This window comes from Kitasatospora sp. NPDC090308 (assembly GCF_044769485.1).
Taxonomy (GTDB): Bacteria; Actinomycetota; Actinomycetes; order Streptomycetales; family Streptomycetaceae; genus Kitasatospora; species Kitasatospora fiedleri.
In genome coordinates this window covers 1-22,683 of sequence record NZ_JBIVXY010000020.1, presented here as the reverse complement: position 1 = coordinate 22,683, position 22,683 = coordinate 1, and the positions used below count along the sequence as shown (strand labels likewise).

Genomic DNA, 22,683 nt, shown 5'->3' with positions numbered 1-22,683 from the left:
GTCGCCCGTCGCTCGGGGCTTCCCGTACACTTCACACGCGACCCGGTCTGCCGGGTCGACTTCGCACGCCCCGCCACCGGCGGTCCGGCCCCCTCGGGGGAGCGGTCGCGACGGTGCGAGTGCCGCTCGGTCCGCCGAGCCCGCCGAGGCCGCAAGCCTCGCGCAGGCCGAGCGGCTTGGCACGTCGGGGCGTCAGGCGTGACGGTCGCCCGACCGGCACGGACAAAACCGAGTACCCCGGCACCCCACAGGACGCAACTGCCTCACGGCGCGCCGGGCAACACACGAGGAGTACGGCACATGGCCGTCGTCACGATGCGGGAGCTGCTGGAGAGCGGCGTCCACTTCGGTCACCAGACCCGCCGTTGGAACCCGAAGATGAAGCGCTTCATCTTCACGGAGCGCAACGGCATCTACATCATCGACCTCCTGCAGTCGCTGAACTACATCGACCGCGCCTTCGAGTTCGTCAAGGAGACCGTTGCCCACGGCGGCAGCGTCCTCTTCGTCGGCACCAAGAAGCAGGCCCAGGAGGCCATCGCCGAGCAGGCGACCCGCGTGGGCATGCCGTACGTCAACCAGCGCTGGCTGGGTGGCATGCTGACCAACTTCTCGACCGTCTACAAGCGTCTGCAGCGCCTCAAGGAGCTCGGCGAGATCGACTTCACGGATGTGGCCGGCTCCGGCCTCACCAAGAAGGAGCTCCTGGTCCTCCAGCGCGAGTACGACAAGCTGGAGAAGACCCTCGGCGGTATCCGCGACATGCAGCGCGTGCCCAGCGCCGTCTGGATCGTGGACACCAAGAAGGAGCACATCGCGGTCGGCGAGGCCCGGAAGCTCAACATCCCGGTCGTCGCCATCCTCGACACCAACTGCGACCCGGACGAGGTCGACTACAAGATCCCGGGCAACGACGACGCGATCCGCTCCGTCACCCTGCTGACCCGCGTGATCGCCGACGCCGTCGCCGAGGGCCTGAAGTCCCGCGCCGGTGTCGCCAAGGGCGACGCCAAGGCCGAGCCGGGCGCCGACCAGCCGCTGGCCGCCTGGGAGAAGGAGATCCTCGAGGGCGAGAAGGCCGCCGAGGCCCCCGCCGCCGAGGCCGCTGCCACCGAGGCCCCCGCCGAGGCTGCTGCCGAGGCCGAGGTCGAGGCTCCGGCCGCCGAGGCTGCTGCCGAGGCCCCCGCCGAGGCTCCGGCCGCCGAGGCCGAGCAGGCCTGACGTACCACCAGGGTGAGGGGCACCGGCCGGGCTGAGCCGGTGGGTGCCCCTCTCTCCCGTGCCGGGGGCCCGCACCACGGGCCGCGGCACTTTCCCACGCAGACACGCGAGACGTGAGAAGAGATCACAACCATGGCGAACTTCACCGCCGCGGACGTCAAGAAGCTCCGTGAGCTCACCGGCGCCGGCATGATGGACTGCAAGAAGGCCCTGGACGAGGCCGAGGGCGACGTCCAGAAGGCCGTCGAGCTCCTGCGCATCAAGGGCCAGAAGGGCGTTGCCAAGCGCGAGGGCCGCGACGCCTCCAACGGCGCCGTCGCCGCGCTGATCGCCGAGGACAAGAAGTCCGGCGTCCTGGTCGAGCTGAACTGCGAGACCGACTTCGTCGCCAAGGGCGGCAAGTTCGTCGAGGTCGCCAACGCGATCGCCGCGCACGTCGCCGCCACCTCCCCGGCCGACCTGGACGCCGCCCTGGCCTCCGAGATCGCCCCGGGCCAGACCGTCCAGCAGTTCGTGGACGAGGCCAACGCGACCCTCGGCGAGAAGATCGTGTTCCGCCGCTTCGCGCAGTTCGACAACGACGGCTTCGTCGGCCTCTACCTGCACAAGTCGGACCCGGACCTGCCGCCGACCATCGGTGTCCTGGTCGAGCTCGACCAGGAGAACGCCGACACCGCCAAGGACGTCGCCCAGCACATCGCCGCCTTCGCGCCGAAGTACCTCTCCCGCGAGGACATCCCGGCCGAGGACCTGGAGAACGAGCGCCGCGTCGCCGAGGCCACCGCTCGCGAGGAGGGCAAGCCCGAGGCCGCCCTGCCGAAGATCGTCGAGGGTCGGGTCACCGGCTTCGTCAAGGAGAACGCCGTGCTGGAGCAGGCGTTCGCCAAGGACAACAAGAAGAGCGTCGCCAAGGTCCTCGACGAGGCCGGCGTCACCCTCAAGCGCTTCGTCCGCTTCCGCGTCGGCGCCTGAGACCCGTTCCCCGCGGTCCGTCCCGCCACTCCGGGCCCCGTGCCGGACATAAGGTAGGAGGACCGCCCCCGTCCGCGAGGACGGTGGAGCGAGCCGACGAGCCCCCCAGCACCCCCGGGGAAGCGGCGTCGGCACCATGAACGACGAGGAGGCCATTGCCGTGCAGGAGACCGTACCGGTTCCCGCGGCAGTGGCCTCCTCTCGTGTACACGGCGCCGGGACCGCACGCCCCGCGCCGTGACCAGCACTTTGCAGATCTGCTGAACCAGCAGGCGGAGAAGGAGAAAGTCCATGCAGGAGACGCAGGAGACCGCTCCGGGCGGTGCACGCCGCCGGGTACTGCTCAAGCTGTCCGGCGAGGCGTTCGCCGGCGGAGGCGGCCTCGGCGTCGACCCGGACGTGGTGCACGCCATCGCCCGCGAGATCGCCACGGTGGTCCGGGCCGGGACGGAGGTCGCCGTGGTCATCGGCGGCGGCAACTTCTTCCGCGGCGCCGAGCTCCAGCAGCGCGGCATGGACCGGGCCCGCTCCGACTACATGGGCATGCTCGGCACCGTGATGAACTGCCTGGCGCTCCAGGACTTCCTGATCAAGGAGGGCATGGAGACCCGGGTCCAGACCGCCATCACGATGGGCCAGGTCGCCGAGCCCTACCTGCCGCTGCGCGCCATCCGGCACCTGGAGAAGGGCCGCGTGGTGATCTTCGGCGCCGGGATGGGCATGCCGTACTTCTCCACCGACACCACCGCCGTGCAGCGGGCGCTGGAGATCCAGGCCGACGTCCTGCTGATGGGCAAGAACGGCGTCGACGGCGTCTACGACTCCGACCCGCGCACCAACCCGGCCGCGGTCCGGTTCGACGCGCTGGACTACACCGAGGTGATCTCCCGGGACCTCAAGGTCGCCGACCTGACCGCGATCACCCTGTGCAAGGACAACGGGCTGCCGATCCTGGTCTTCGAGCTGCTGGCCGAGGGCAATATCGCCCGCGCGGTCAAGGGTGAGAAGATCGGCACACTCATCAGCGAGGATTCCGCCCGGGCCTAGCCGTCGGGGTTCCGAGCAGCAACAGCCGTCCGGGGCACCGGTACGGGACAACAGCAGATGAACCGGACAGGGAGCACACAGTGATCGATGAGACCCTCCTCGAGGCCGAGGAGAAGATGGAGAAGGCCGTCGCCGTCGCCAAGGACGACCTCGCGGCCATCCGCACCGGGCGCGCGCACCCGGCCATGTTCGCCAAGATCGTCGCGGAGTACTACGGTGCGCTGACGCCGATCAACCAGCTGGCCTCGTTCTCCGTCCCGGAGCCGCGGATGGCCATGGTCACCCCGTTCGACAAGACCGCGCTGAAGGCCATCGAGACCGCGATCCGCGACTCGGACCTGGGCGTCAACCCGTCGAACGACGGCTCCGTCATCCGGGTGGTGCTCCCGCAGCTCACCGAGGAGCGCCGCCGCGAGTACATCAAGCAGGCCCGCGGCAAGGGCGAGGACGCCAAGGTCTCGGTCCGCTCCATCCGCCGCAAGGCCAAGGACGCGATCGACAAGCTGGTCAAGGACAAGGAGATCGGCGAGGACGACGGCCGTCGCGCCGAGAAGGAGCTCGACGACCTGACCGCCAAGTTCGTGGCGCAGATCGACGAGCTGCTCAAGCACAAGGAAGCCGAGCTGCTGGAGGTCTGACCCAGACCCCGCCCGCAACGCCCCGGACCGGCGGCCCGACCGCCCGGCCCGGGGCGCGGCTCCACCCGGGCCCGCCCCCGCTCCGGCCGGGCCGGCCCCGGCGGCCCGACCCGGCCGACACCAAACGGGTCACGCGCGGCGGCCTCCGGCATGACGAGGGGGCGGCGCGGCACAGACTCAGTTCATGCCCCCCGCCCAGGAGACCTCCGTGGCCCAGACCGACCAGCAGCCCCGCAAGCCGCGCGGCGGCCGCAACCTGCCCGCCGCGATAGGCGTGGGCATCGGACTCGGGGCGGTCGTCGCGGCCTCGCTGTTCGTGGTCAAGGCGGTCTTCATGGTGGTCGTCGCGGCCGCCGTGGCCGTCGGCGTCTGGGAGCTCACCAGCCGGCTCGCCGAGCGCAAGGACGTCCGCGTCCCGCAGGTCCCGCTGATGGTCGGCGGCGCGGGCATGGTCGTCACCGGCTACTTCGCGGGCGGCCAGTGGGCCGCCGCGATCCTCGCGGTGACCGGCCTGGCGATGATGGTGGCCCGGATGGCCGTCCCGCCGGAGAACTACCTGCGCGACATAACGGCCGGCATCTTCACCGCCTTCTACGTGCCGTTCCTGGCCACCTTCGTCGCGCTGATCCTGGCCGCGGACGACGGCGCCTGGCGGATCCTGCTCTTCCTGGTCGTCACCATCTGCTCCGACACCGGCGCCTACGCCGTCGGCTACAAGTTCGGCCGCACCAAGCTCGCGCCCGCCATCAGCCCCGGCAAGACCCGCGAGGGCCTGGCCGGCGGCATCGGCCTGTCGATGATCGCCGGCGCGCTGCTGATGCAGTACCTGATCGACGACGGCACCTGGTGGCAGGGCCTGATCCTGGGCGGCTGCGCGGCGGTCACCGCCACCCTCGGCGACCTCGCCGAGTCGATGATCAAGCGCGACCTCGGCATCAAGGACATGGGCACCCTGCTCCCCGGCCACGGCGGCATCATGGACCGCCTGGACTCGCTGCTGCCCACCGCCCCCGTGGTCTGGCTGCTGCTCGCCGCCTTCGTCGGCAGCTGAGCCCGAGCCTCCCCCGGCCCCGAGGAGGGCCCGCCACCGGGCCGGTCCCCGCCGGAGGCGGGCCCTTCCGCACGTTCCGGGCCGCGCTCGACCCGTCCGGGAGCGGGCCGGCCGGAGGCCGGTGGGACGCCGACGAGGAGGTGCCGTGAACGAGGAGGCCCGGGACGGCGACCTGGCCCACGAAGCCGCCGTCGAGCGGGCCGAGCGCGTGGCCCGGTTCGGCCTCGGGGTGAGCGCCGGTGTCGCCGTGCTGGTCGTCGGCTTCGTGGCCCTGGCGGTCCTGCTCGGCTCCGCGGTGATGCTGGGCGGTGTCCACCTCCTCGCGCGCCAGTAGCCGCCCCGGCCTCCGTCACCGGCCCGGAGCGGGGCGGGACCGGTTCCCGGCGTCTGCGACACTGGAACAACCATGCCTAAGCCCGGAGAACTGACCTTTGTCGCGCCGCGCGGCGCCAAGCCCCCGCGACACCTCGCCGACCTCAGCCCCGCCGAGCGCAAGGAGGCCGTTGCCGAGCTGGGCGAACAGCCGTTCCGCGCGAAGCAGTTGTCGAACCACTACTTCGGCCGGATGTCCGCCGACCCGGAGACCTGGACGGACATCCCGGCGGCGAGCCGGACGAAGCTGACCGAGGCGCTGCTGCCCGAGCTGATGTCCGTGGTGCGGCACGTCTCCTGCGACGACGACGCGACCCGCAAGACGCTGTGGAAGCTGTTCGACGGCACGCTGGTCGAGTCGGTGCTGATGCGCTACCCCGACCGCGTCACCATGTGCATCAGCTCGCAGGCCGGCTGCGGCATGAACTGCCCGTTCTGCGCGACCGGCCAGGCCGGGCTGACCCGCAACCTGTCCACCGGGGAGATCGTCGAGCAGATCGCGGCCGGCATGCGCGACCTCAGGACCGGGGCGGTCCCCGGCGGCGAGGCCCGGCTGTCCAACGTGGTGTTCATGGGCATGGGCGAGCCGCTGGCCAACTACAACCGCGTCCTGTCCGCGATCCGCCGCCTCACCGACCCGTCCCCGGACGGCTTCGGCCTCTCCCAGCGCGGCATCACCGTCTCCACCGTCGGCCTGGTCCCGGCCATGCACCGCTTCGCCGACGAGGGCCTGAGCTGCCGCCTCGCGCTGTCGCTGCACGCGCCGGACGACGAGCTGCGCGACGAGCTGGTGCCGGTCAACACCCGCTGGAAGGTCGACGAGGTGCTGGACGCCGCCTGGAACTACGCGGAGAAGTCCGGGCGGCGGGTGTCCATCGAGTACGCGCTGATCAAGGACATCAACGACCAGGCGTGGCGGGCGGACCTGCTCGGCCGCCTGATCAAGAACCGCCGGGTGCACGTGAACCTGATCCCGCTCAACCCGACCCCGGGTTCGAAGTGGACGGCCTCCCGGCCCGAGGACGAGCGCGAGTTCGTCCGCCGCCTCCAGGCGCACGGCGTGCCCACCACCGTCCGCGACACCCGCGGCCAGGAGATCGACGGGGCCTGCGGGCAGCTGGCCGCCGCGGGCTGACGCGACCGCGCGCGCCGACGCGACCGAGGGGCCCGACCGGGAACGGCGGGCCCCTCCGTCCGTCTCACGGCAGCGGGCAGAGCAGCACCGTCAGTCCGCCCGTCAGCAGCAGGACCGTGCCCGCGGCGAGGGCGCGGAGGGTGACGGTGCCGGTGAGCAGGCCGGGCGGGGTGCCGAGGCGGTCGAGGGCGTCGAGGGTGGGGCCGCGGTCGGCGCGCAGTTCGTGGAGGCGGGCGGCCAGGGCGGCGACCGCGCAGGCGAGCACGAGGGCGCCCTCGACCAGGGTGAGGCCGGGGAGCGCGGTGCCGGTCCGGGCCCAGCTGCGCCAGGCGACCAGCGCCAGCGCGACGACCGCGGTGAGGACGGCCAGCGGGGTGCCGAGGCGGCGGGCCTGGGCGGTGAGGGTCCGGCCGGCGAGCAGCCGGAGCGGGGCCGGGCGGCGCAGGGCGAGCAGCCGGCCGGCCAGGGCGAGCAGCGGGCCGGTCCACAGCGCGAGGGCGAACGCGGTGAGCGTCCAGCCGGCGAGCAGCGCGGGGCTGGTGGCGGGGAGTCCGGCGGGGAGGGCGAGGGTGCGTTCGGCGTCGGTGGCGTCGGGGCGCAGCCCGTACAGTTCGAGGCCGAGTCCGGCGAGCAGGACGGGGGCGGGCAGCAGCACCCGCAGCAGGGTGTGGCGGGTGCGGGCGGGTTCGGCCGGCCGGCCCGGGAGGCTGTCGGGGAGGCGGATCGCGCCGGCCGCGGAGACCCCGGCGACCAGCGGGAGGACCGCGAGCAGGACGACCGGCGCGGCGGCGGGCAGCGGGACGCCCATGCCGACGGCGGGGGCGAGCGAGGGCCCGGCGATGTCGTTGCGCAGGATCAGGAACAGCAGCAGGGTGACCGCGGAGCCGAGCCCACAGGCGAGCGCGATCTCCCCGGCGACCAGCAGCCGGATCCGGGTGGGGCCGGCCCCGGCGGCGGTGAGGCCGGTGATCCGCTCGGGGTGCTGGGCGGGAACGGCCCGGGCGGCGACGGCCGCGAACCAGGCGACGGCGGCGAGCGGCGGCAGGCACCAGAGCAGCCGTTCGAGGTTGCCCTCCGTCCCGTTGAGGGCCCGGCCGAGGGCGCGCAGCAGGAAGGCGGCGACCACGGCGGCGGCGGTCGCGGTGAGCAGCCAGCGGGCGAGGTCGAGGGCGCGGTAGCCGCGGGCGAGCCTGAGGTAGTACACGGCGCTCCCCTCAGTTCCCGGCGGCGACGGCGGGCGCGTCGGCGGGTTCGGTCGAGAGCCGGCCGTCGACCAGGTGGACGGTGCGGTCGGCGAACCGGGCGAGGGCCGGGTCGTGGGTGGCCAGGACCAGGGTCAGCCGGTGCGAGCGGGCGGCGCTGGCCAGTATCCGCATGACCTGTTCGCGGGCGTCGCGGTGCAGCGGCGCGGTCGGGTCGTCGGCGAAGACGACCGGCGGCTGGGGGGCGAGGGCGCGGGCGACGGCGATCCGCTGGCGCCGGTCCTGCTGGAGCTCGGCCGGGCGCAGGCGGGCGCAGTCGGCGACGTCGAGGCGCTCCAGCCACTCGCCGGCGGCGCGGTAGGCGGCGCGGTGGCCGGTGCCGGCCAGCAGCAGGGGGAGGGCGACGTTCTCCCGGGCCGTCAGTTCCGGGACCAGGTGCGGCTCGGGGCCGACGTAGCCGAAGCGCTCGCGGCGGAGCTTCTCGCGTCCGGCCCGGCCCAGGGTGTGCACGGGGGAGCTGTGGAACCAGACCTCGCCCTCGTCGACCGGGAGCTGCGCGGACAGGCAGCCGAGCAGGGTGGACTTGCCGGAGCCGCGCGGGCCGGTGACGGCGAGCATCTCGCCCTCGCGGACGCCCAGCGAGACGCCGCGCAGGGCGGGGGTGCCGTGGTGGGACTTGACGATCCCTCGGGCCCAGAGCACGTCGTTGTCGGGCGGGGCCGCTGACATGAGATCCATCCAGGTGCCGACGGGGATATGACAGTCGTCAGATTAGAACGATCGGACGGTGCCGCGGGCACGCCGCACGGGGTCGATCCGGGACGAATCACCCCGAACACGGCGTGTCGGACGGCAGATTCACCCCGGCGGCGGCCGGTGGCCGGACGTTCGGGGGCCCCGGTACCCGGACGCCCGGACGCTCACGGCGGGCCGGGACGCACCGAAGGGCGGTCCCGGCGGTGAGGAGCCGGGGCCGCCCTTCGGTGGAGGGTGGGGAGAGGAGGATCAGATCTTCTGCCACGCGTCGGACAGGCTGGTCCGCAGGATCTGCTCGATCTCGTCGAAGGTCGACTGGTCGGAGATCAGCGGCGGGGCCAGCTGGACGACCGGGTCGCCGCGGTCGTCGGCCCGGCAGTACAGGCCGTTGTCGAACAGCGCCTTGGAGAGGAAGCCGTACAGGACGCGCTCGACCTCGTCGTCGTTGAAGGACTCCTTGGTGACCTTGTCCTTGACGAGCTCGATGCCGTAGAAGTACCCGTTGCCGCGGACGTCGCCGACGATCGGCAGGTCGCGCAGCTTGTTCAGGGTGGCCAGGAACTTCGACTCGTTGTCGAGGACGTGCTGGTTCAGGCCCTCGCGCTCGAAGATGTCGAGGTTGGCCAGCGCCACCGCGGAGGAGACCGGGTGGCCGCCGAAGGTGTAGCCGTGCAGGAAGGTGTTGTCGCCCTTGTAGAACGGCTCGGCGATGCGGTCCGAGATGATCGTGGCGCCGATCGGGGAGTAGCCCGAGGTCATGCCCTTGGCGCAGGTGATCATGTCCGGCACGTAGCCGAACTTGTCGGCGCCGAACATGGTGCCGAGGCGGCCGAAGGCGCAGATGACCTCGTCCGAGACCAGCAGCACGTCGTGGCGGTCGCAGATCTCGCGCAGGCGCTGGAAGTACCCGGGCGGCGGCGGGAAGCAGCCGCCGGCGTTCTGCACCGGCTCGACGAAGACGGCGGCGACGGTCTCGGGGCCCTCGAAGAGGATGGCCTGCTCGATCTCGTCGGCGGCCCAGCGGCCGTAGGCCTCCGGGTCGACCGTGCCGTCGGGGCCGGCCAGGAAGGCCGGGGCGCGGTAGATGTTGGTGTTCGGGGCCTTGTGGGTGCCCGGCACCAGCGGCTCGAACGGGGCCTTCAGGCCCGGCAGGCCGGTGATGGACAGCGCGCCCTGCGGGGTGCCGTGGTAGGCGACGGCCCGGGAGATGACCTTGTACTTGGTGGGCTTGCCGGTCAGCTTGAAGTACTGCTTGGCCAGCTTCCACGCGGTCTCGACGGCCTCGCCGCCACCGGTGGAGAAGAACACCTTGTTCAGGTCGCCGGGGGCGTAGTTGGCCAGGCGCTCGGCCAGCTCGACGGCCTTCGGGTGGGCGTAGCTCCACACCGGGAAGAAGGCCAGCTCCTTGGCCTGCTTGGCGGCGGCCTCGGCGAGCTCCTCGCGGCCGTGGCCTGCCTGCACCACGAACAGGCCGGCCAGGCCGTCGAGGTACTTGCGGCCCTTGTCGTCCCAGACGTAGGTGCCCTCGCCCTTGACGATCGTCGGCACGGGGGAGTTCTCGTACGACGACATGCGGGTGAAGTGCATCCACAGGTGGTCGTAGGCGGTCTTGGAAAGGTCCTTCTGCGCCGGGTCGGCTGTCATCGGGTGCCCCAGGTGTAGGTCTGTTTCCGGAGTTTCAGGTAAACGAAGCTCTCGGTGCTCCGCACGCCGGGAAGCGCGCGGATGCGCTTGTTGATCAGTTCGAGAAGGTGCTCGTCGTCCTCGCACACCAACTCGGCGAGGAGGTCGAACGAACCCGCGGTGCACACCACGTAGTCGACCTCGTCGAAGGCGGCCAGCGCGTCGGCGACCGGTTCGATGTCGCCCTCCACCCGGATGCCCACCATCGCCTGGCGGGTGAATCCGACGGTGAGGGGGTCGGTCACGGCGACGATCTGCATCACGCCCTGGTCGAGCAGCTTCTGGACGCGCTGCCGGACGGCCGCCTCGGACAGGCCCACGGCCTTGCCGATGGCGGCGTACGGACGGCGCCCGTCCTCCTGGAGCTGCTCGATGATCGCCTTGGAGGCGGCGTCGAGGGGAACGCTGGCGTTCCGGTCACGGTTGGCCACGCCGCCACTGTGCCTGACGGGCGGCGGAATCGCAAGCGGCCGTGCTGCTGATTTCGTCGCCCTTTCGAAGATCGGACGCGGAAAGCGTGGCTCTTGATGAGAGCCTCTGTCGATACCGGCAGTGGCATGGGTACCCTGGCCACATACACGCGCGACCCTGCACACCGCCGATCGTGGCTTGTCGCTGACATGCCGTGGCGCCCCGGACCCAGGGGTAACCTGGCGCCCGGAGCTGCAACGACGCAGGCCCAGACCGAGGAGAGACCGTGAGCGAGCTTCGTACGCTGCGCAACTACATCAACGGCGAGTTCGTCGACGCTGCGGACGGCCGCACGCTCGACGTCGTCGACCCGACCACGGGCGAGGTCTACGCGACCTCCCCGCTCTCCGGCCCGGCCGACGTGGACGCCGCGATGGCCGCCGCCGCGGCCGCGTTCCCGGTCTGGCGGGACTCCACCCCGGCCCTCCGGCAGAAGCTGCTGCTCAAGGTGGCCGACGCGGTCGAGGCCCGGGCCGACGAGATCGTGGACGCCGAGGTGCGCAACACCGGCAAGCCGCGCGGGCTGACCCTCTCCGAGGAGATCGGCCCGATGGTCGACCAGCTGCGCTTCTTCGCCGGCGCCGCCCGTCTGCTGGAGGGCAAGGCCGCGGGCGAGTACATGGACGGCCTGACCTCGATCGTCCGCCGCGAGCCGGTCGGCGTCTGCGCGCAGGTCGCGCCGTGGAACTACCCGATGATGATGGCGGTGTGGAAGTTCGCCCCGGCGATCGCCGCGGGCAACGCCGTGGTGCTCAAGCCCTCCGACACCACCCCGGCCTCCACCGTGCTGCTGGCCGAGATCATCGGCGGCGTGCTGAAGGACCTGGAGCTGCCGGCCGGCATCTTCAACGTGATCTGCGGCGACCGGGAGACCGGCCGCCTGATGGTCGAGCACCGCACCCCGGCGATGGCCTCCATCACCGGCTCGGTCCGGGCCGGCATGCAGGTCGCCGAGTCCGCCGCGAAGGACGTCAAGCGGGTCCACCTGGAGCTCGGCGGCAAGGCCCCGGTCGTGGTCTTCGAGGACGCCGACATCGCCGAGGCCGTCGAGGGCATCTCGGTGGCCGGCTACTTCAACGCCGGCCAGGACTGCACCGCCGCCACCCGCGTGCTGGTGCACGAGTCGATCCACGACGCCTTCGTCGAGGCGCTCGCCAAGGCCGCCGCCGACACCAAGACCGGCGGCGTGGACGACGAGGACGTGCTGTACGGCCCGCTCAACAACGCCAACCAGCTGGAGCAGGTGGCCGGCTTCATCGAGCGGCTGCCCGCGCACGCCAAGGTCGAGGCCGGCGGCCACCGGGTCGGCGACAAGGGCTACTTCTGGGCGGCGACCGTGGTCTCCGGCCTGAAGCAGGACGACGAGATCATCCAGAACGAGGTCTTCGGCCCGGTCATCACCGTGCAGAAGTTCACCGACGAGGAGCAGGCCGTCGAGTACGCCAACGGCGTCGAGTACGCGCTCGCCTCCTCGGTGTGGACCAAGGACCACGCCCGCGCGATGCGGATGTCCCGCCGGCTGGACTTCGGCTGCGTGTGGATCAACACCCACATCCCGCTGGTCGCCGAGATGCCGCACGGCGGGTTCAAGAAGTCCGGCTACGGCAAGGACCTGTCCTCGTACGGGTTCGAGGACTACACCCGGATCAAGCACGTCATGACCGCGATCTAGCGGGTCAGGACGATCGGGCGCAGTATGACCGCGATCTAGCGGGTCAGGACGATCGGGCGCAGTACGACCGTGGTCTGACCTGCTGACCGGCCTGTCGGCGGGGGCGCGGGGACTTCTTCCCGCGCCCTCGGCTTTTCACCCTGTCAGGGCGGCGCGCGACTCGCGTGACAGGATGGAGCTGCCCCGGGCCGGGGGCGCTCCCTACGCTGGTCGCATGAGCACTCCCACCGCTGACTCGGTCGCCGGGCAGGCCGTCAAGGCCGCCGACCGCGCGCACGTCTTCCACTCGTGGTCCGCCCAGGCGCTGATCGACCCCCTCGCGGTGGCCGGTGCCGAGGGCTCCTACTTCTGGGACTACGACGGCAACCGCTACCTGGACTTCTCCTCGCAGCTGGTGAACACCAACATCGGCCACCAGCACCCGAAGGTGGTCGCGGCGATCCAGGCGAAGGCCGCGCAGCTGTGCACCATCGCCCCGGGCTTCGCCGAGGAGTCGCGCAGCGAGGCCGCCCGGCTGATCGCCGAGCGGACCCCCGGCGACCTGGACAAGATCTTCTTCACCAACGGCGGCGCCGAGGCGAACGAGAACGCGATCCGGATGGCCCGGCTGCACACCGGCCGGCACAAGGTGCTCTCCACCTACCGCTCGTACCACGGCGCCACCGCCAACGCGATCGCCCTGACCGGCGACCCGCGCCGCTGGGCGAACGAGGCCGGCGTCTCGGGCATCGTGCACTTCTGGGGCCCGTACCCGTACCGCTCGAACTTCCACGCCGAGAACGAGGCGCAGGAGTGCGAGCGCGCGCTGGCGCACCTGGAGCAGACCCTCGCGTTCGAGGGCCCGGGCACCGTCGCGGCGATCATCCTGGAGACCGTGGTCGGCACCGCGGGCATCCTGGTGCCGCCGGCCGGCTACCTGGCGGGCGTGCGGGACATCTGCGACCGGTACGGGATCGTGTTCATCCTGGACGAGGTGATGGCCGGCTTCGGCCGCACCGGCGCGTGGTTCGCCGCCGACCACTGGGGGATCACCCCCGACCTGCTGACCTTCGCCAAGGGCGTCAACTCCGGCTACCTGCCGCTGGGCGGCGTGGCGATCTCCGGGGCGATCGCGGAGACCTTCGCGCAGAAGGCGTTCCCGGGCGGCCTGACCTACTCGGGCCACCCGCTGGCCTGCGCCTCCGCGGTGGCGACGATCAACACGATGGCCGAGGAGGGCATCGTGGAGAACGCCAAGCACATCGGCGAGACCGTGCTCGGCCCCGGCCTGCGCGAGCTGGCCGAGCGGCACCCCTCGATCGGCGAGGTGCGCGGCCTGGGCGTGTTCTGGGCGCTGGACCTGGTGAAGAACCGGGAGACCCGCGAGCCGCTGGTGCCGTACAACGCGGCCGGCGCCGACAACGCGCCGATGGCGCAGCTCGCGGCGGCCTGCAAGCAGCGCGGCCTGTGGCCGTTCACCAACATGAACCGCTTCCACGTGGTGCCGCCGTGCAACGTCAGCGAGGAGGAGGCCAAGACCGGTCTCGCCGTGCTGGACGAGGTGCTCACCCTCACCGACGCGCACACGGTCTGACGATCCTTCACGAATACTTCACAGGGGCTCCGGGGAAACCACCCGGGGCCCCTGGATGTCTTTGCTCATCGGATCAGTACGATGATTCGCCTGACCTGAGAGCAAAGGAACTGTCATGGGGGACACGGGGTTTCGGGTCGAGCCCGAAGCACTGACCGGATACGCGGCCGTACTGGACGCCCAGGCCGAACGGATCGCGCAGATCCGCTCGGCCCTGGCGGGCGTCCAGCTCTCGTCCGAGGCCTTCGGCAAACTGCCGGGCTCGGGCGAACTGCACGGCTCCTACCAGGAGCACGCCGAAGCGGAGCAGGAGAACTTCGCCGACCTGCTCGACCTGCTCGACGGCACCGCCGAGGGCGTCCGGTTCGCGGTGGACAACTACGAGAGCAACGAGCACGAGACCGCCGCGGTGTACGGGGGCGGCCAGTGAGCACCCTGGCTCCCGGCTCGTTCGGCGACGCGGTCGACGCGTACCGGTGGACCCGCGACCGGGTCACCGAGCAGCTTCCGCCGCTGCCCAGCTTCGAGAACCCGGTCAGCGAGGGCCTCGACGCGGGCCTCGACTCCATCGTCAAGGCGGCGCTGGACGCCACCGGGCTGATGGACGTGCTGGAGAAGGTCACCGGCGACCTCCAGGCGCTGACCGCCGCCTCGCACGAGTGGCAGGCCCAGGCGAAGGCGATGCAGGAGGTCGCCGAGGAGCTGCGGGCGGCCGGCACCCGGGTCGAGGGCGGCTGGGAGGGCGCGGCCTCCACCGCGTTCGGCGGCCACATGGCCACCGTCGTCGAGGCGGTCGACGCCACCGCCGCCGACATGGCCCAGGTCGCCCAGATCATCAGCCAGGCCGCCGCCGAGTGCCAGCTCGCCGAGAACCTGATCATCGAGATCATCCGCGAGGCCATCGAGACCCTGATCATCACCCTGGCCGCCTCCGTGGTGGTCGACATCCTCACCCTGGGCCTGGCCACCGCCGCCGAGGCGCTCATCGTCGAGGGCGAGATCGCCATCTACATCGCCCGGGTGGGCCAGGTCTCGCTCAAGCTGGAGAAGGCGCTCAAGGAACTGCACGAAGCCATCAAGGCGATGAAGGCGGCGCGCACCCTGGGCAAGTTCAACAAGGCCCGCAAGGCCGCCAAGGCCGTCCGCAAGCTCGGCGGCCGGGGCAACCGCTGGAAGTCCGGCCTCGACCTGGTCCGCAACCCCTCGATGGCCAACCTCGGCGAGTTCGCCACCGCGCAGGCCCTGGGCAAGGGCTTCGGCGTGGTCAAGGGCGGCGTCAAGGGCGGCCTGGGCGCGATCACCGGCGCCGGCGACTTCCCCGGCGTCCTCACCGACAACCTGCTCAGCGACCAGGGCCTGGACACCGTGGCCGGCGCGCTGGACGGCCCGCCCGACGGCGAGCCGTACAGGGTGCCGGGCAACCGCGTGACGGAGGCGTTCGGATGACCGGCGGCCCCCCGGGCGCGGGCCCGTACGGTGCCGGCCCGTACGGCCAGGGCCCGCACCCGCACCCGTACCCGGCCGCGCCGCCGGTGTACGAGCCGCAGCGGCTCGGCGGCGGCTCGTACCTGCCGCTGGTGGCGCCGCACCTGGCGCCCGGCGAGCAGGTGCACGCCGTGCTCGACATCCGGCTCAGCGACCTGCTCCGCCGCGTCCCGCGCCGCCACCGGAAGGAACGGGACGGCCTGTTCCAGGCGCTCGGCGTCCTGCTCGACCTGGTCGGCGCGGTCGTCGACGCGATCGAGGAGGCCATCGGCGGCTTCTTCCGCAACCTCCGGCGGATCTTCCGCGGCCGCGGCCTGTCCGGCGGCTGGGAGAGCCAGGCCGGCCGGTTCGCCGTCCAGGTGCTGACCGGCGGCCCGGGCGACCGGAGGTACGAGAACCGCGGCGTCGTACTGGTCTTCACCGACCGCCGGATCCTGCTCGGCAGCGCCCTCTCCGACGGCTACCACCCGTACGGCGAGATCCCCCGGCAGCAGCTCGCCCGGGTCGAACCGCGGATGGGCTCCTGGTCCGACCGGGTCGAGGCGTACTTCGCGGACGGCTCCCGGGTCGCCCTCGACGCCCGCGACCGGCACGACGCGCAGGCCCTGGAACTGCTGGTCCGCGGCCAGGTCCCGCCGCCCGGGCCGCGGGACTGACCGCGGCGCGCCGCTGACCCGCCGTCAGCGGCGCACCGCGTCCAGCGCCAGCAGCGCCACGTGCAGCGACAGGCAGGACTCCACCTGGTCCAGGTCGACGCCCAGGATCCGCTCCACCTTGTGCAGCCGGTCGTAGAACGACGGCCGGGACAGGTGCGCGGCGTCGGCCGCCGCCGACTTGTTGCGGCCCTGCTCCAGGTAGATCCGCAGCATCTGCACCAACTGGCCGCCGTGCTCCGCGTCGTACGCCAGCAGCGGGCCCAACTCCCGCTCCACGTACGTCTGCAGGCGCTCGTCGTCGCGCAGCAGGTGCAGCAGGCCGCGCAGCCGGACGTCCGGCAGCCGGTAGTACGCCGCCCGGCCGCCCGGCGCGTCGTGCAGCGCCGCGTCCGCGACCTGGGTGGCCTCCAGCAGGGTGCGCCGGGCGTCCCGGACCGAACCCACCGAGGAGCCGACCGCTATCACCGGCTCGGCCGCCGCCCCGTCCCGGCCCGCCTCCGCGGACAGCCGGCGCAGCGCCGCCGCGAACGCCTCAAGCGAGGCGTGCTCCTCCTGCTGGGAGCCCAGCGCCACCAGCAGGCCCACCCCCTCGTCGTCCAGCGCGCCGACCAGCGCCGACAGCCGGGAGGTGCGGATCGCGGTCGCCGCCAGCTCGGTGAAGTCCCGCAGCCGGGCCTGCGCCTCCAGCGCCGCCGGCAGCGGACCCTGCCGCTGCCGCAGCACCACGCCCACCAGCCGGCGGCCCTCCAGCGGCACCCCCAGCGCCTGTGCGCGCAGCGCCACCTCGGAGACCGTCAGCGCGTGGGTCAGGATGCCCGACAGCAGGGTGCGGTGGGTCTGCCGCTCCAGCGACTCCCGGTCGCGCACCACCAGCCGGTTCAGCGCCAGCGTCGCCGCACCGCGCTCCAGCAGCATCGCGTGCGGGTGCGGCACGTCCGGCGGCAGCGGCACCGGCTCGTCCACCAGCACCAGCCGCCCCCAGTCCTGGCCGCGCGCCCCGACCGTGGTCACCAGCCAGCCCGAGCGCGGGTCGTAGCCGGTGCGGCCCGCCGGGTGGACGCCGCGCGAGCGGTGCTCCCAGTTCTCCAGCAGCTCCTCCTCGCCGCGCCCCGCCGGGTCGTGCGCCAGCACCTGGTGCGCCAGGTTCTCCAGCACCACCGGCGCTCCCGCCATCCGGGCCACCTGCCGCACCACCTCGGCGGGCTCCGCGCCCTCGGTGGCCAACTCGTTGAACACCTGGTGCACCGCCTCGGACACCCGCAACTGCTCCAGCTGCGCGTTCACCACCAGCGCGTGCACCGCCTCGGTCACCGCGACGAACTTCAGCTCCCGGCGCAGCACCACCAGCGGCAGGCCGTGCCGCTCCGCCGCCGCCACCAGCGCCCGCGGCAGCGAGTCGAAGTACCGCCGGCCGAACTCGATCACCAGCCCCGCCACCCCGACCTCGGCCAGCTCCCGCACGTACCGGGCCAGCCCCTCCCGGTCCTCCGGCAGCGCGATGCCCGTCGACAGCACCAGCTCGCCGCCGCGCAGCACCCCCGCCACGTCCGGCAGCTCGCTCACGTGCACCCAGCGCACCGGCCGCTCCAGCGCCGCCGCGCCGGCCACCACCTGGGGCACCCCGCGCCGCATCACGTCGAGGTCGAGCACGCGGGCGACGGTGGGGAGCATCGCGGATACCTCCGGGGGGTTCTCAGGGGGACGGGGGTTCTCAGGGTGTCAGGACAATCATCCGCGACGGCGACGCCCTGTCGCCCGGACGCGGCCTTGCAGCGTGTAAGGCCCTTCGACCGGGCCGTTGCTGAGTGACGCTTGCCCCCGGGGCCGAACCGAGGCATCGTCGGCCGGGTCGAGTAGGCAATGGAGGCAGCTCATGGACCTGACCAGCTTCAACGAGGGCGCGCAGCACATCGCGGGCCGCCCGGCCCGGGGCTCCGGCGGTGAGCCCTTCGCCGTGGTCAACCCCGCGAACGGCGCCACCGTCCAGCAGGTCGAGCTCGCCACCGCCGCCGACGTCGACACCGCCGTCGCCGCCGCCCGCGCCGCCCTCCCCGAGTGGTCCGGCGCCACCCCCGGCGCCCGCTCCGAGGCGCTCAACCGCCTCGCCGGCATCCTGGCCGAGCACGCCGAGGACTTCGCCCGGGTCGAGACCGCGCAGACCGGCAAGCCGATCAAGCTGTCCACCGAGTTCGACGTCCCCGGCACGATCGACAACACCGCGTTCTTCGCCGGCGCCGCCCGCAACCTGGAGGGCAAGGCCGCCGGCGAGTACAGCGGCGATCACACCTCGTACGTACGCCGCGAGGCGATCGGCGTGGTCGGCAGCATCGCGCCCTGGAACTACCCGCTCCAGATGGCCGCCTGGAAGATCCTCCCGGCCATCGCGGCCGGCAACACCATCGTCCTCAAGCCCGCCGAGATCACCCCGCTGACCTCGCTGATGTTTGCCCGCGCCTGCACCGCCGCCGGCATCCCCGACGGCGTCGTCAACGTCGTCACCGGCGCCGGACGCACCGCCGGCGAGCACCTGATCGGCCACCCCGACGTCGCGATGGTCTCCTTCACCGGCTCCACCGCCGTCGGCAAGCGGGTCGCCGAGATCGCCACCGCCACCGTCAAGCGCACCCACCTCGAACTCGGCGGCAAGGCCCCCTTCGTGGTCTTCGACGACGCCGACCTCGACGCCGCCGTGCACGGCGCCGTCGCCGCCTCCCTGATCAACAGCGGCCAGGACTGCACCGCCGCCACCCGCGCCTACGTCCAGCGCCCGCTCTACGACGCCTTCGTGGCCGGCGTCGCCGAGCTCTACGACGGCATCCGGCTCGGCGACCCGCTCGACCCGCGGACCGACCTCGGCCCGCTGGTCTCCTACGCCCACCGCGACCGGGTCGCCGGCTTCGTCGAGCGCGCCCGCTCCTACGCCACCGTCGTCACCGGCGGCCCCGCCACCGGCAAGGGCCACGACGGCACCGACCTCGCGCTCGGCGCCTACCACCGCCCCACCCTGATCACCGGCGCCGCCCAGGACAGCGAGGTCGTCCAGGGCGAGATCTTCGGCCCGGTCCTCGTCGTGCTGCCCTTCGACAGCGACGAGGAGGGCCTGCGCCTGGCCAACGACACCCCCTACGGCCTGGCCGCCTCCGCCTGGACCCGCGACGTCCACCGCTCGCTGCGCGCCACCCGCGAGATCGCGGCCGGCTGCGTCTGGGTGAACGACCACATCCCGATCATCAGCGAGATGCCGCACGGCGGGTACAAGGCGTCCGGCTACGGCAAGGACATGTCGCAGTACTCGCTCGACGAGTACACCCAGGTCAAGCACGTCATGTTCGACACCACCGCGGTCGCCCGCAAGGACTGGCACCGGACGATCTTCGGCGACCGCTGACCGCGGGCCGCCCGCGGGCGGCCCGCCGATCCGTGTAAGAGATCCCCGGTACCCCGCTCTCCCGGGTGACGGCAGCAGGCACCCCGCCCGCCGCCCGCCACCCGGGAGAGACGAGGAACCGCACGTGAGCACCGTCCGCCACCCCAGCGCCCTGCACTGGCTGGCCGAGGCCGCCCCCGACCCCGACCACTGCCGGCGCACCTGGGAACGCACCCGGTTCGGCCTCGCCCTGCTCCCCGCCGGCCGCCGCTGGGACGTCCTGCACGCCCCCGGCCCGCTCGGCCGCCCCGCCGCCGCGCTGCTCGACCGGCTCGGCGGCGGCCCCGTCCTGGAGGACCCCGACGGCGACACCGTCGGCTTCCTCGTCCCCGTCGGCACCGCCGAACGCTGGACCGGCACCGGCATCCGCGCCTCCGGCGACGGCACCTGGATCGCCGTCCCGCACCCCACCCGCCCCACCCGCGGTCCGCACTGGCTGATCCCCCCGCACCCCGACGGCCGGCTCGTCGACCCCCGTGCCCTCGAACTCGCCCTGCACGACGCCGCCGCGCACCTGCGCGGGCCGGACCGGGACGGGACGGGTGGGGTGCGGGACGGACGGGAGCGGACGGGGCGGGACGGACTGCACTGGATCGGGCCGGACGGGACAGACTGACCCCATGGAGGACACCAGCCCCGCCGACCTCGTCGACGAACCCGGGCCGCCCGGCGACCGCGACGGCGACCGCGAGCGTGATCGGGACCGCGACCGTGCCGCGCTGCTCGCCGCCGTCCAGCCGTACTGCCTGCGGCACGGCCTCACGCTGGCCGGACCGGACGCGCTGCGCCTGCACGGCCTGGCCGCCCCCGTCCGCGGCACCGAGCTGCTGCTGGTCACCGCCGAAGGCCCGCCGCTGGCCGACCTCGCCACCGGACTCGCCGAGACCCTGCGCGCCGCCGGCCACCGCGTCCAGGCGCCGCCCGGCACCGCCCGCCGCCGCCAACTCGCCGTCAGCACGGGGGAGCCGCCCCTGAACGGCGTCCCCGGAGAGACCCCGCGGGCCGAGCTGCCGCCGCTCGGCGTCGAACTGCGCCGCGAACCGCTGCGCCACCCGCCGACCCTCCCCGACGGCGCCCCCGTCCCGGTCGCCGCGCTGGACGACACCGCCGCGCTCGCCGTCCTCACCCTCTGCGAACGTGCCCTGCCCGCCGACCTCCAGGCCCTGCACGCCCTCACCGACCACCGGCGGGAGGGCGAACTCCTCTCCCTGGCAGGCGCGTTCGACGAGGACTTCACCGCCCGCGCGCTCGCCGACCGGCTGGAGACCGCCGCCGCCCTGCTCCCGCCCGAGGCCACCGGTACCCGGCAGTGGGCCGAGACCTGGGCCCAGGACCTGCGCCTCGACCTGCTGGAGACCACCGCCCTCGCCGACGGCCTGCACGACCCCTACCTGGACCACCTCGACCACCTCGACCGCCTGGACTCCCCAGACCCGGCGGACCACTCCGACGACCTGTAAGGGTGAATCACGCTTCCCCGTCAGGGTGCTCGTTGAGCGGGCCCGCCGTCCCGCGCAGACTGGAGGACGAGCGCGGGACATCCGTGGACATCGGAGGCAGAGACCCTTGAGCAGCAAGCACATCACCCACTGGATCGGCGGCCAGTACGTCGCCACCGCCGGAACCGCGCCCCGCCGCGGCGACATCCACGACCCGGCCACCGGCCAGGTCACCGGCCAGGTGGACTTCGCCGAGATCGCCGAGGTCGACCAGGCGGTCGCCGCTGCCGCCCAGGCGTTCACCACCTGGCGCCAGGCCTCCATCGCCAAGCGCACCCAGGTGCTGTTCAACTTCCGCGAGCTGTTCAACGCCCGCAAGGACGAACTCGCCGCGATCATCGTCTCCGAACACGGCAAGGTGCACTCCGACGCCCTCGGCGAGCTGGCCCGCGGCCAGGAGGTCGTCGAGTACGCCTGCGGCATCCCGCAGCTGATCAAGGGCGGCTTCACCGAGCAGGCCTCCACCGGCGTCGACGTCTACTCGATCCGCCAGCCGCTCGGCCCGGTCGCCATCATCTCGCCGTTCAACTTCCCGGCCATGGTGCCGATGTGGTTCTTCCCGATCGCGATCGCGGCCGGCAACACGGTCATCCTCAAGCCGTCCGAGAAGGACCCGTCCGCCGCCAACTTCATCGCCGAACTGTGGAAGGAGGCCGGCCTCCCCGACGGCGTCTTCAACGTCGTCCACGGCGACAAGGTCTCCGTCGACCGCCTGCTGGAGCACCCCGACGTCAAGTCGGTCTCCTTCGTCGGCTCCACCCCCATCGCCCGCTACGTGTACGAGAACGGCACCCGCTACGGCAAGCGCGTGCAGGCCCTCGGCGGCGCCAAGAACCACATGCTGGTGCTCCCCGACGCCGACCTCGACCTGGCCGCCGACGCCGCCATCAACGCCGGCTTCGGCGCGGCCGGCGAGCGCTGCATGGCCGTCTCCGTCCTGGTCGCCGTCGACCCGATCGGCGACGAGCTGGTCGCCAAGATCAAGGAGCGGATGGCCACCCTCAAGGTCGGCCCCGGCTGCAACGGCGACTCCGAGATGGGCCCCCTGGTCACCGGCCAGCACCGCGACAAGGTCACCTCCTACGTCGAGTCCGGCGTCGCCGACGGCGCCGAGCTGGCCGTCGACGGCCGCAAGCACGCCATCGCCGCCGAGGACGCCACCGGCGCCCCCACCGCCGACGGCTTCTGGCTCGGCCCCACCCTGTTCGACCACGTCAAGCCGGGCATGTCCGTCTACAACGACGAGATCTTCGGCCCGATCCTGTCTGTCGTCCGGGTCCCCTCCTACGACGAGGGCCTGGAGCTCATCAACGCCAACCCGTACGGCAACGGCACCGCCATCTTCACCAACGACGGCGGCGCGGCCCGGCGCTTCCAGAACGAGGTCGAGGTCGGCATGGTCGGCATCAACGTGCCGATCCCGGTCCCCGTCGCCTACTACTCCTTCGGCGGCTGGAAGGCCTCGCTGTTCGGCGACTCCCACGCCTACGGCGCCGACGGCGTCCAGTTCTTCACCCGCGGCAAGGCCGTCACCCAGCGCTGGCTCGACCCCTCGCACGGCGGCATCAACCTGGGCTTCCCCACCAACAACTGAGCAGCCCACCGCACCCCGGCACAACCGAAGGCCGGCCCCCACCCGGGGCCGGCCTTCCGGCTGTCGTCCTGGCCGTCACCGCTCACTGCGGGCGGTTGTTTGCACCGGGCCCGGATCCGGCGTAGTGTTCACTGGTCGCTCGGCAGGGAGCACCGGACACGTGTCTGCGTGGACGGTCCCGGGGCGGCCAATCCCTTGAGAAACCGGTTCGGCTGATCCGTGACGGGTC

The 22,683-nt window shown here is 72.6% G+C and carries 21 protein-coding genes; 16 read left to right on the top strand and 5 right to left on the bottom strand.

The window, feature by feature from the left end:
- Window positions 1-300: 300 nt before the first annotated feature.
- From rpsB to rlmN, 7 genes are all read left to right on the top strand, one after another.
- Window positions 301-1,221 (top strand): 30S ribosomal protein S2, encoded by a 921-nt coding sequence (rpsB, locus tag ACIQVD_RS30980; RefSeq protein WP_402292408.1) that lies wholly within the window; start codon window positions 301-303, stop codon window positions 1,219-1,221.
- A 132-nt stretch (window positions 1,222-1,353) separates the two neighbouring features.
- Window positions 1,354-2,193, top strand: coding sequence for a translation elongation factor Ts (gene tsf, locus ACIQVD_RS30975; protein WP_100836194.1), 840 nt, complete (start codon window positions 1,354-1,356; stop codon window positions 2,191-2,193).
- Window positions 2,194-2,484: 291 nt separating this feature from the next.
- Window positions 2,485-3,240 (top strand): UMP kinase, encoded by a 756-nt coding sequence (gene pyrH, locus ACIQVD_RS30970; protein WP_400692793.1) that lies wholly within the window; start codon window positions 2,485-2,487, stop codon window positions 3,238-3,240.
- 80 nt (window positions 3,241-3,320) lie between these two features.
- Entirely contained in the window at window positions 3,321-3,878 is a 558-nt protein-coding gene (gene frr, locus ACIQVD_RS30965; protein WP_033215169.1) for a ribosome recycling factor, read from the top strand.
- Between the two features lie 184 nt (window positions 3,879-4,062).
- Window positions 4,063-4,929: a phosphatidate cytidylyltransferase gene (locus ACIQVD_RS30960; RefSeq protein ID WP_402292406.1), complete on the top strand. Its 867-nt coding sequence runs from the start codon at window positions 4,063-4,065 to the stop codon at window positions 4,927-4,929.
- A 145-nt stretch (window positions 4,930-5,074) separates the two neighbouring features.
- The gene (locus tag ACIQVD_RS30955) at window positions 5,075-5,263 is read left to right on the top strand and encodes a hypothetical protein (protein ID WP_400692800.1); all 189 of its coding nucleotides are present in this window, start codon (window positions 5,075-5,077) and stop codon (window positions 5,261-5,263) included.
- A 72-nt stretch (window positions 5,264-5,335) separates the two neighbouring features.
- The gene (rlmN, locus tag ACIQVD_RS30950; protein WP_100836190.1) at window positions 5,336-6,436 is read left to right on the top strand and encodes a 23S rRNA (adenine(2503)-C(2))-methyltransferase RlmN; all 1,101 of its coding nucleotides are present in this window, start codon (window positions 5,336-5,338) and stop codon (window positions 6,434-6,436) included.
- Between the two features lie 64 nt (window positions 6,437-6,500).
- Here rlmN and ACIQVD_RS30945 read toward each other — a convergent pair whose 3' ends face one another.
- The 4 genes from ACIQVD_RS30945 to ACIQVD_RS30930 all read right to left on the bottom strand — a co-directional run bounded on the left by ACIQVD_RS30945 (window position 6,501) and on the right by ACIQVD_RS30930 (window position 10,508).
- A complete protein-coding gene (locus ACIQVD_RS30945) occupies window positions 6,501-7,640 on the bottom strand; it encodes a hypothetical protein (RefSeq protein WP_400692804.1) in 1,140 nt (379 codons plus the stop codon).
- A 10-nt stretch (window positions 7,641-7,650) separates the two neighbouring features.
- Window positions 7,651-8,367 (bottom strand): ABC transporter ATP-binding protein, encoded by a 717-nt coding sequence (locus ACIQVD_RS30940; RefSeq protein WP_111556221.1) that lies wholly within the window; start codon window positions 8,365-8,367, stop codon window positions 7,651-7,653.
- Between the two features lie 276 nt (window positions 8,368-8,643).
- Window positions 8,644-10,038, bottom strand: coding sequence for an aspartate aminotransferase family protein (locus ACIQVD_RS30935; protein ID WP_014138338.1), 1,395 nt, complete (start codon window positions 10,036-10,038; stop codon window positions 8,644-8,646).
- Window positions 10,035-10,508 (bottom strand): Lrp/AsnC family transcriptional regulator, encoded by a 474-nt coding sequence (locus tag ACIQVD_RS30930; protein ID WP_030458782.1) that lies wholly within the window; start codon window positions 10,506-10,508, stop codon window positions 10,035-10,037. Before ACIQVD_RS30930 ends, ACIQVD_RS30935 begins: the two co-directional genes overlap by 4 nt.
- 266 nt (window positions 10,509-10,774) lie before the next feature.
- Here ACIQVD_RS30930 and ACIQVD_RS30925 point away from each other — a divergent pair, with 266 nt between their 5' ends.
- From ACIQVD_RS30925 to ACIQVD_RS30905, 5 genes are all read left to right on the top strand, one after another.
- The gene (locus tag ACIQVD_RS30925) at window positions 10,775-12,220 is read left to right on the top strand and encodes a gamma-aminobutyraldehyde dehydrogenase (protein WP_402292405.1); all 1,446 of its coding nucleotides are present in this window, start codon (window positions 10,775-10,777) and stop codon (window positions 12,218-12,220) included.
- A 214-nt stretch (window positions 12,221-12,434) separates the two neighbouring features.
- Complete coding sequence (locus ACIQVD_RS30920; protein ID WP_402292404.1) at window positions 12,435-13,793, top strand: aspartate aminotransferase family protein; 1,359 nt, start codon at window positions 12,435-12,437, stop codon at window positions 13,791-13,793.
- Between the two features lie 115 nt (window positions 13,794-13,908).
- A complete protein-coding gene (locus ACIQVD_RS30915; protein ID WP_400692814.1) occupies window positions 13,909-14,223 on the top strand; it encodes a hypothetical protein in 315 nt (104 codons plus the stop codon).
- Window positions 14,220-15,239, top strand: coding sequence for a WXG100 family type VII secretion target (locus ACIQVD_RS30910; RefSeq protein ID WP_400692816.1), 1,020 nt, complete (start codon window positions 14,220-14,222; stop codon window positions 15,237-15,239). Before ACIQVD_RS30915 ends, ACIQVD_RS30910 begins: the two co-directional genes overlap by 4 nt.
- Window positions 15,236-15,934, top strand: a complete 699-nt coding sequence (locus ACIQVD_RS30905) for a hypothetical protein (RefSeq protein WP_402292403.1) — start codon at window positions 15,236-15,238, stop codon at window positions 15,932-15,934. The genes ACIQVD_RS30910 and ACIQVD_RS30905 overlap by 4 nt, the downstream gene beginning before the upstream one ends.
- 24 nt (window positions 15,935-15,958) lie before the next feature.
- On the opposite strand, the gene ACIQVD_RS30900 is transcribed toward ACIQVD_RS30905, so the two are convergent.
- Complete coding sequence (locus ACIQVD_RS30900) at window positions 15,959-17,605, bottom strand: PucR family transcriptional regulator (protein ID WP_111556214.1); 1,647 nt, start codon at window positions 17,603-17,605, stop codon at window positions 15,959-15,961.
- Between the two features lie 202 nt (window positions 17,606-17,807).
- Between ACIQVD_RS30900 and ACIQVD_RS30895 the strand changes: the two genes are divergently transcribed.
- The 4 genes from ACIQVD_RS30895 to ACIQVD_RS30880 all read left to right on the top strand — a co-directional run bounded on the left by ACIQVD_RS30895 (window position 17,808) and on the right by ACIQVD_RS30880 (window position 22,454).
- On the top strand, window positions 17,808-19,322 hold the full coding sequence (locus ACIQVD_RS30895) for a gamma-aminobutyraldehyde dehydrogenase (protein ID WP_402292402.1): 1,515 nt from the start codon (window positions 17,808-17,810) through the stop codon (window positions 19,320-19,322).
- Window positions 19,323-19,446: 124 nt separating this feature from the next.
- A complete protein-coding gene (locus ACIQVD_RS30890) occupies window positions 19,447-19,977 on the top strand; it encodes a hypothetical protein (protein WP_402292401.1) in 531 nt (176 codons plus the stop codon).
- 4 nt (window positions 19,978-19,981) lie between these two features.
- A complete protein-coding gene (locus ACIQVD_RS30885) occupies window positions 19,982-20,821 on the top strand; it encodes a hypothetical protein (RefSeq protein ID WP_402292400.1) in 840 nt (279 codons plus the stop codon).
- Between the two features lie 106 nt (window positions 20,822-20,927).
- Window positions 20,928-22,454, top strand: a complete 1,527-nt coding sequence (locus tag ACIQVD_RS30880) for a CoA-acylating methylmalonate-semialdehyde dehydrogenase (RefSeq protein ID WP_100836178.1) — start codon at window positions 20,928-20,930, stop codon at window positions 22,452-22,454.
- Window positions 22,455-22,683 lie beyond the last annotated feature (229 nt).

What these genes read in the sequence shown, in the direction of transcription:
- tsf (WP_100836194.1), top strand. Translation starts at nt 1,354, where the DNA reads ATGGCGAACTTCACCGCCGCGGACGTCAAGAAGCTCCGTGAGCTCACC.
- ACIQVD_RS30900 (WP_111556214.1), bottom strand. Translation starts at nt 17,605, where the DNA reads ATGCTCCCCACCGTCGCCCGCGTGCTCGACCTCGACGTGATGCGGCGC.
- ACIQVD_RS30915 (WP_400692814.1), top strand. Translation starts at nt 13,909, where the DNA reads ATGGGGGACACGGGGTTTCGGGTCGAGCCCGAAGCACTGACCGGATAC.
- ACIQVD_RS30895 (WP_402292402.1), top strand. Translation starts at nt 17,808, where the DNA reads ATGGACCTGACCAGCTTCAACGAGGGCGCGCAGCACATCGCGGGCCGC.
- ACIQVD_RS30935 (WP_014138338.1), bottom strand. Translation starts at nt 10,038, where the DNA reads ATGACAGCCGACCCGGCGCAGAAGGACCTTTCCAAGACCGCCTACGAC.
- rpsB (WP_402292408.1), top strand. Translation starts at nt 301, where the DNA reads ATGGCCGTCGTCACGATGCGGGAGCTGCTGGAGAGCGGCGTCCACTTC.
- ACIQVD_RS30920 (WP_402292404.1), top strand. Translation starts at nt 12,435, where the DNA reads ATGAGCACTCCCACCGCTGACTCGGTCGCCGGGCAGGCCGTCAAGGCC.
- ACIQVD_RS30940 (WP_111556221.1), bottom strand. Translation starts at nt 8,367, where the DNA reads ATGTCAGCGGCCCCGCCCGACAACGACGTGCTCTGGGCCCGAGGGATC.
- rlmN (WP_100836190.1), top strand. Translation starts at nt 5,336, where the DNA reads ATGCCTAAGCCCGGAGAACTGACCTTTGTCGCGCCGCGCGGCGCCAAG.
- pyrH (WP_400692793.1), top strand. Translation starts at nt 2,485, where the DNA reads ATGCAGGAGACGCAGGAGACCGCTCCGGGCGGTGCACGCCGCCGGGTA.
- ACIQVD_RS30905 (WP_402292403.1), top strand. Translation starts at nt 15,236, where the DNA reads ATGACCGGCGGCCCCCCGGGCGCGGGCCCGTACGGTGCCGGCCCGTAC.
- ACIQVD_RS30960 (WP_402292406.1), top strand. Translation starts at nt 4,063, where the DNA reads ATGCCCCCCGCCCAGGAGACCTCCGTGGCCCAGACCGACCAGCAGCCC.
- ACIQVD_RS30885 (WP_402292400.1), top strand. Translation starts at nt 19,982, where the DNA reads ATGGAGGACACCAGCCCCGCCGACCTCGTCGACGAACCCGGGCCGCCC.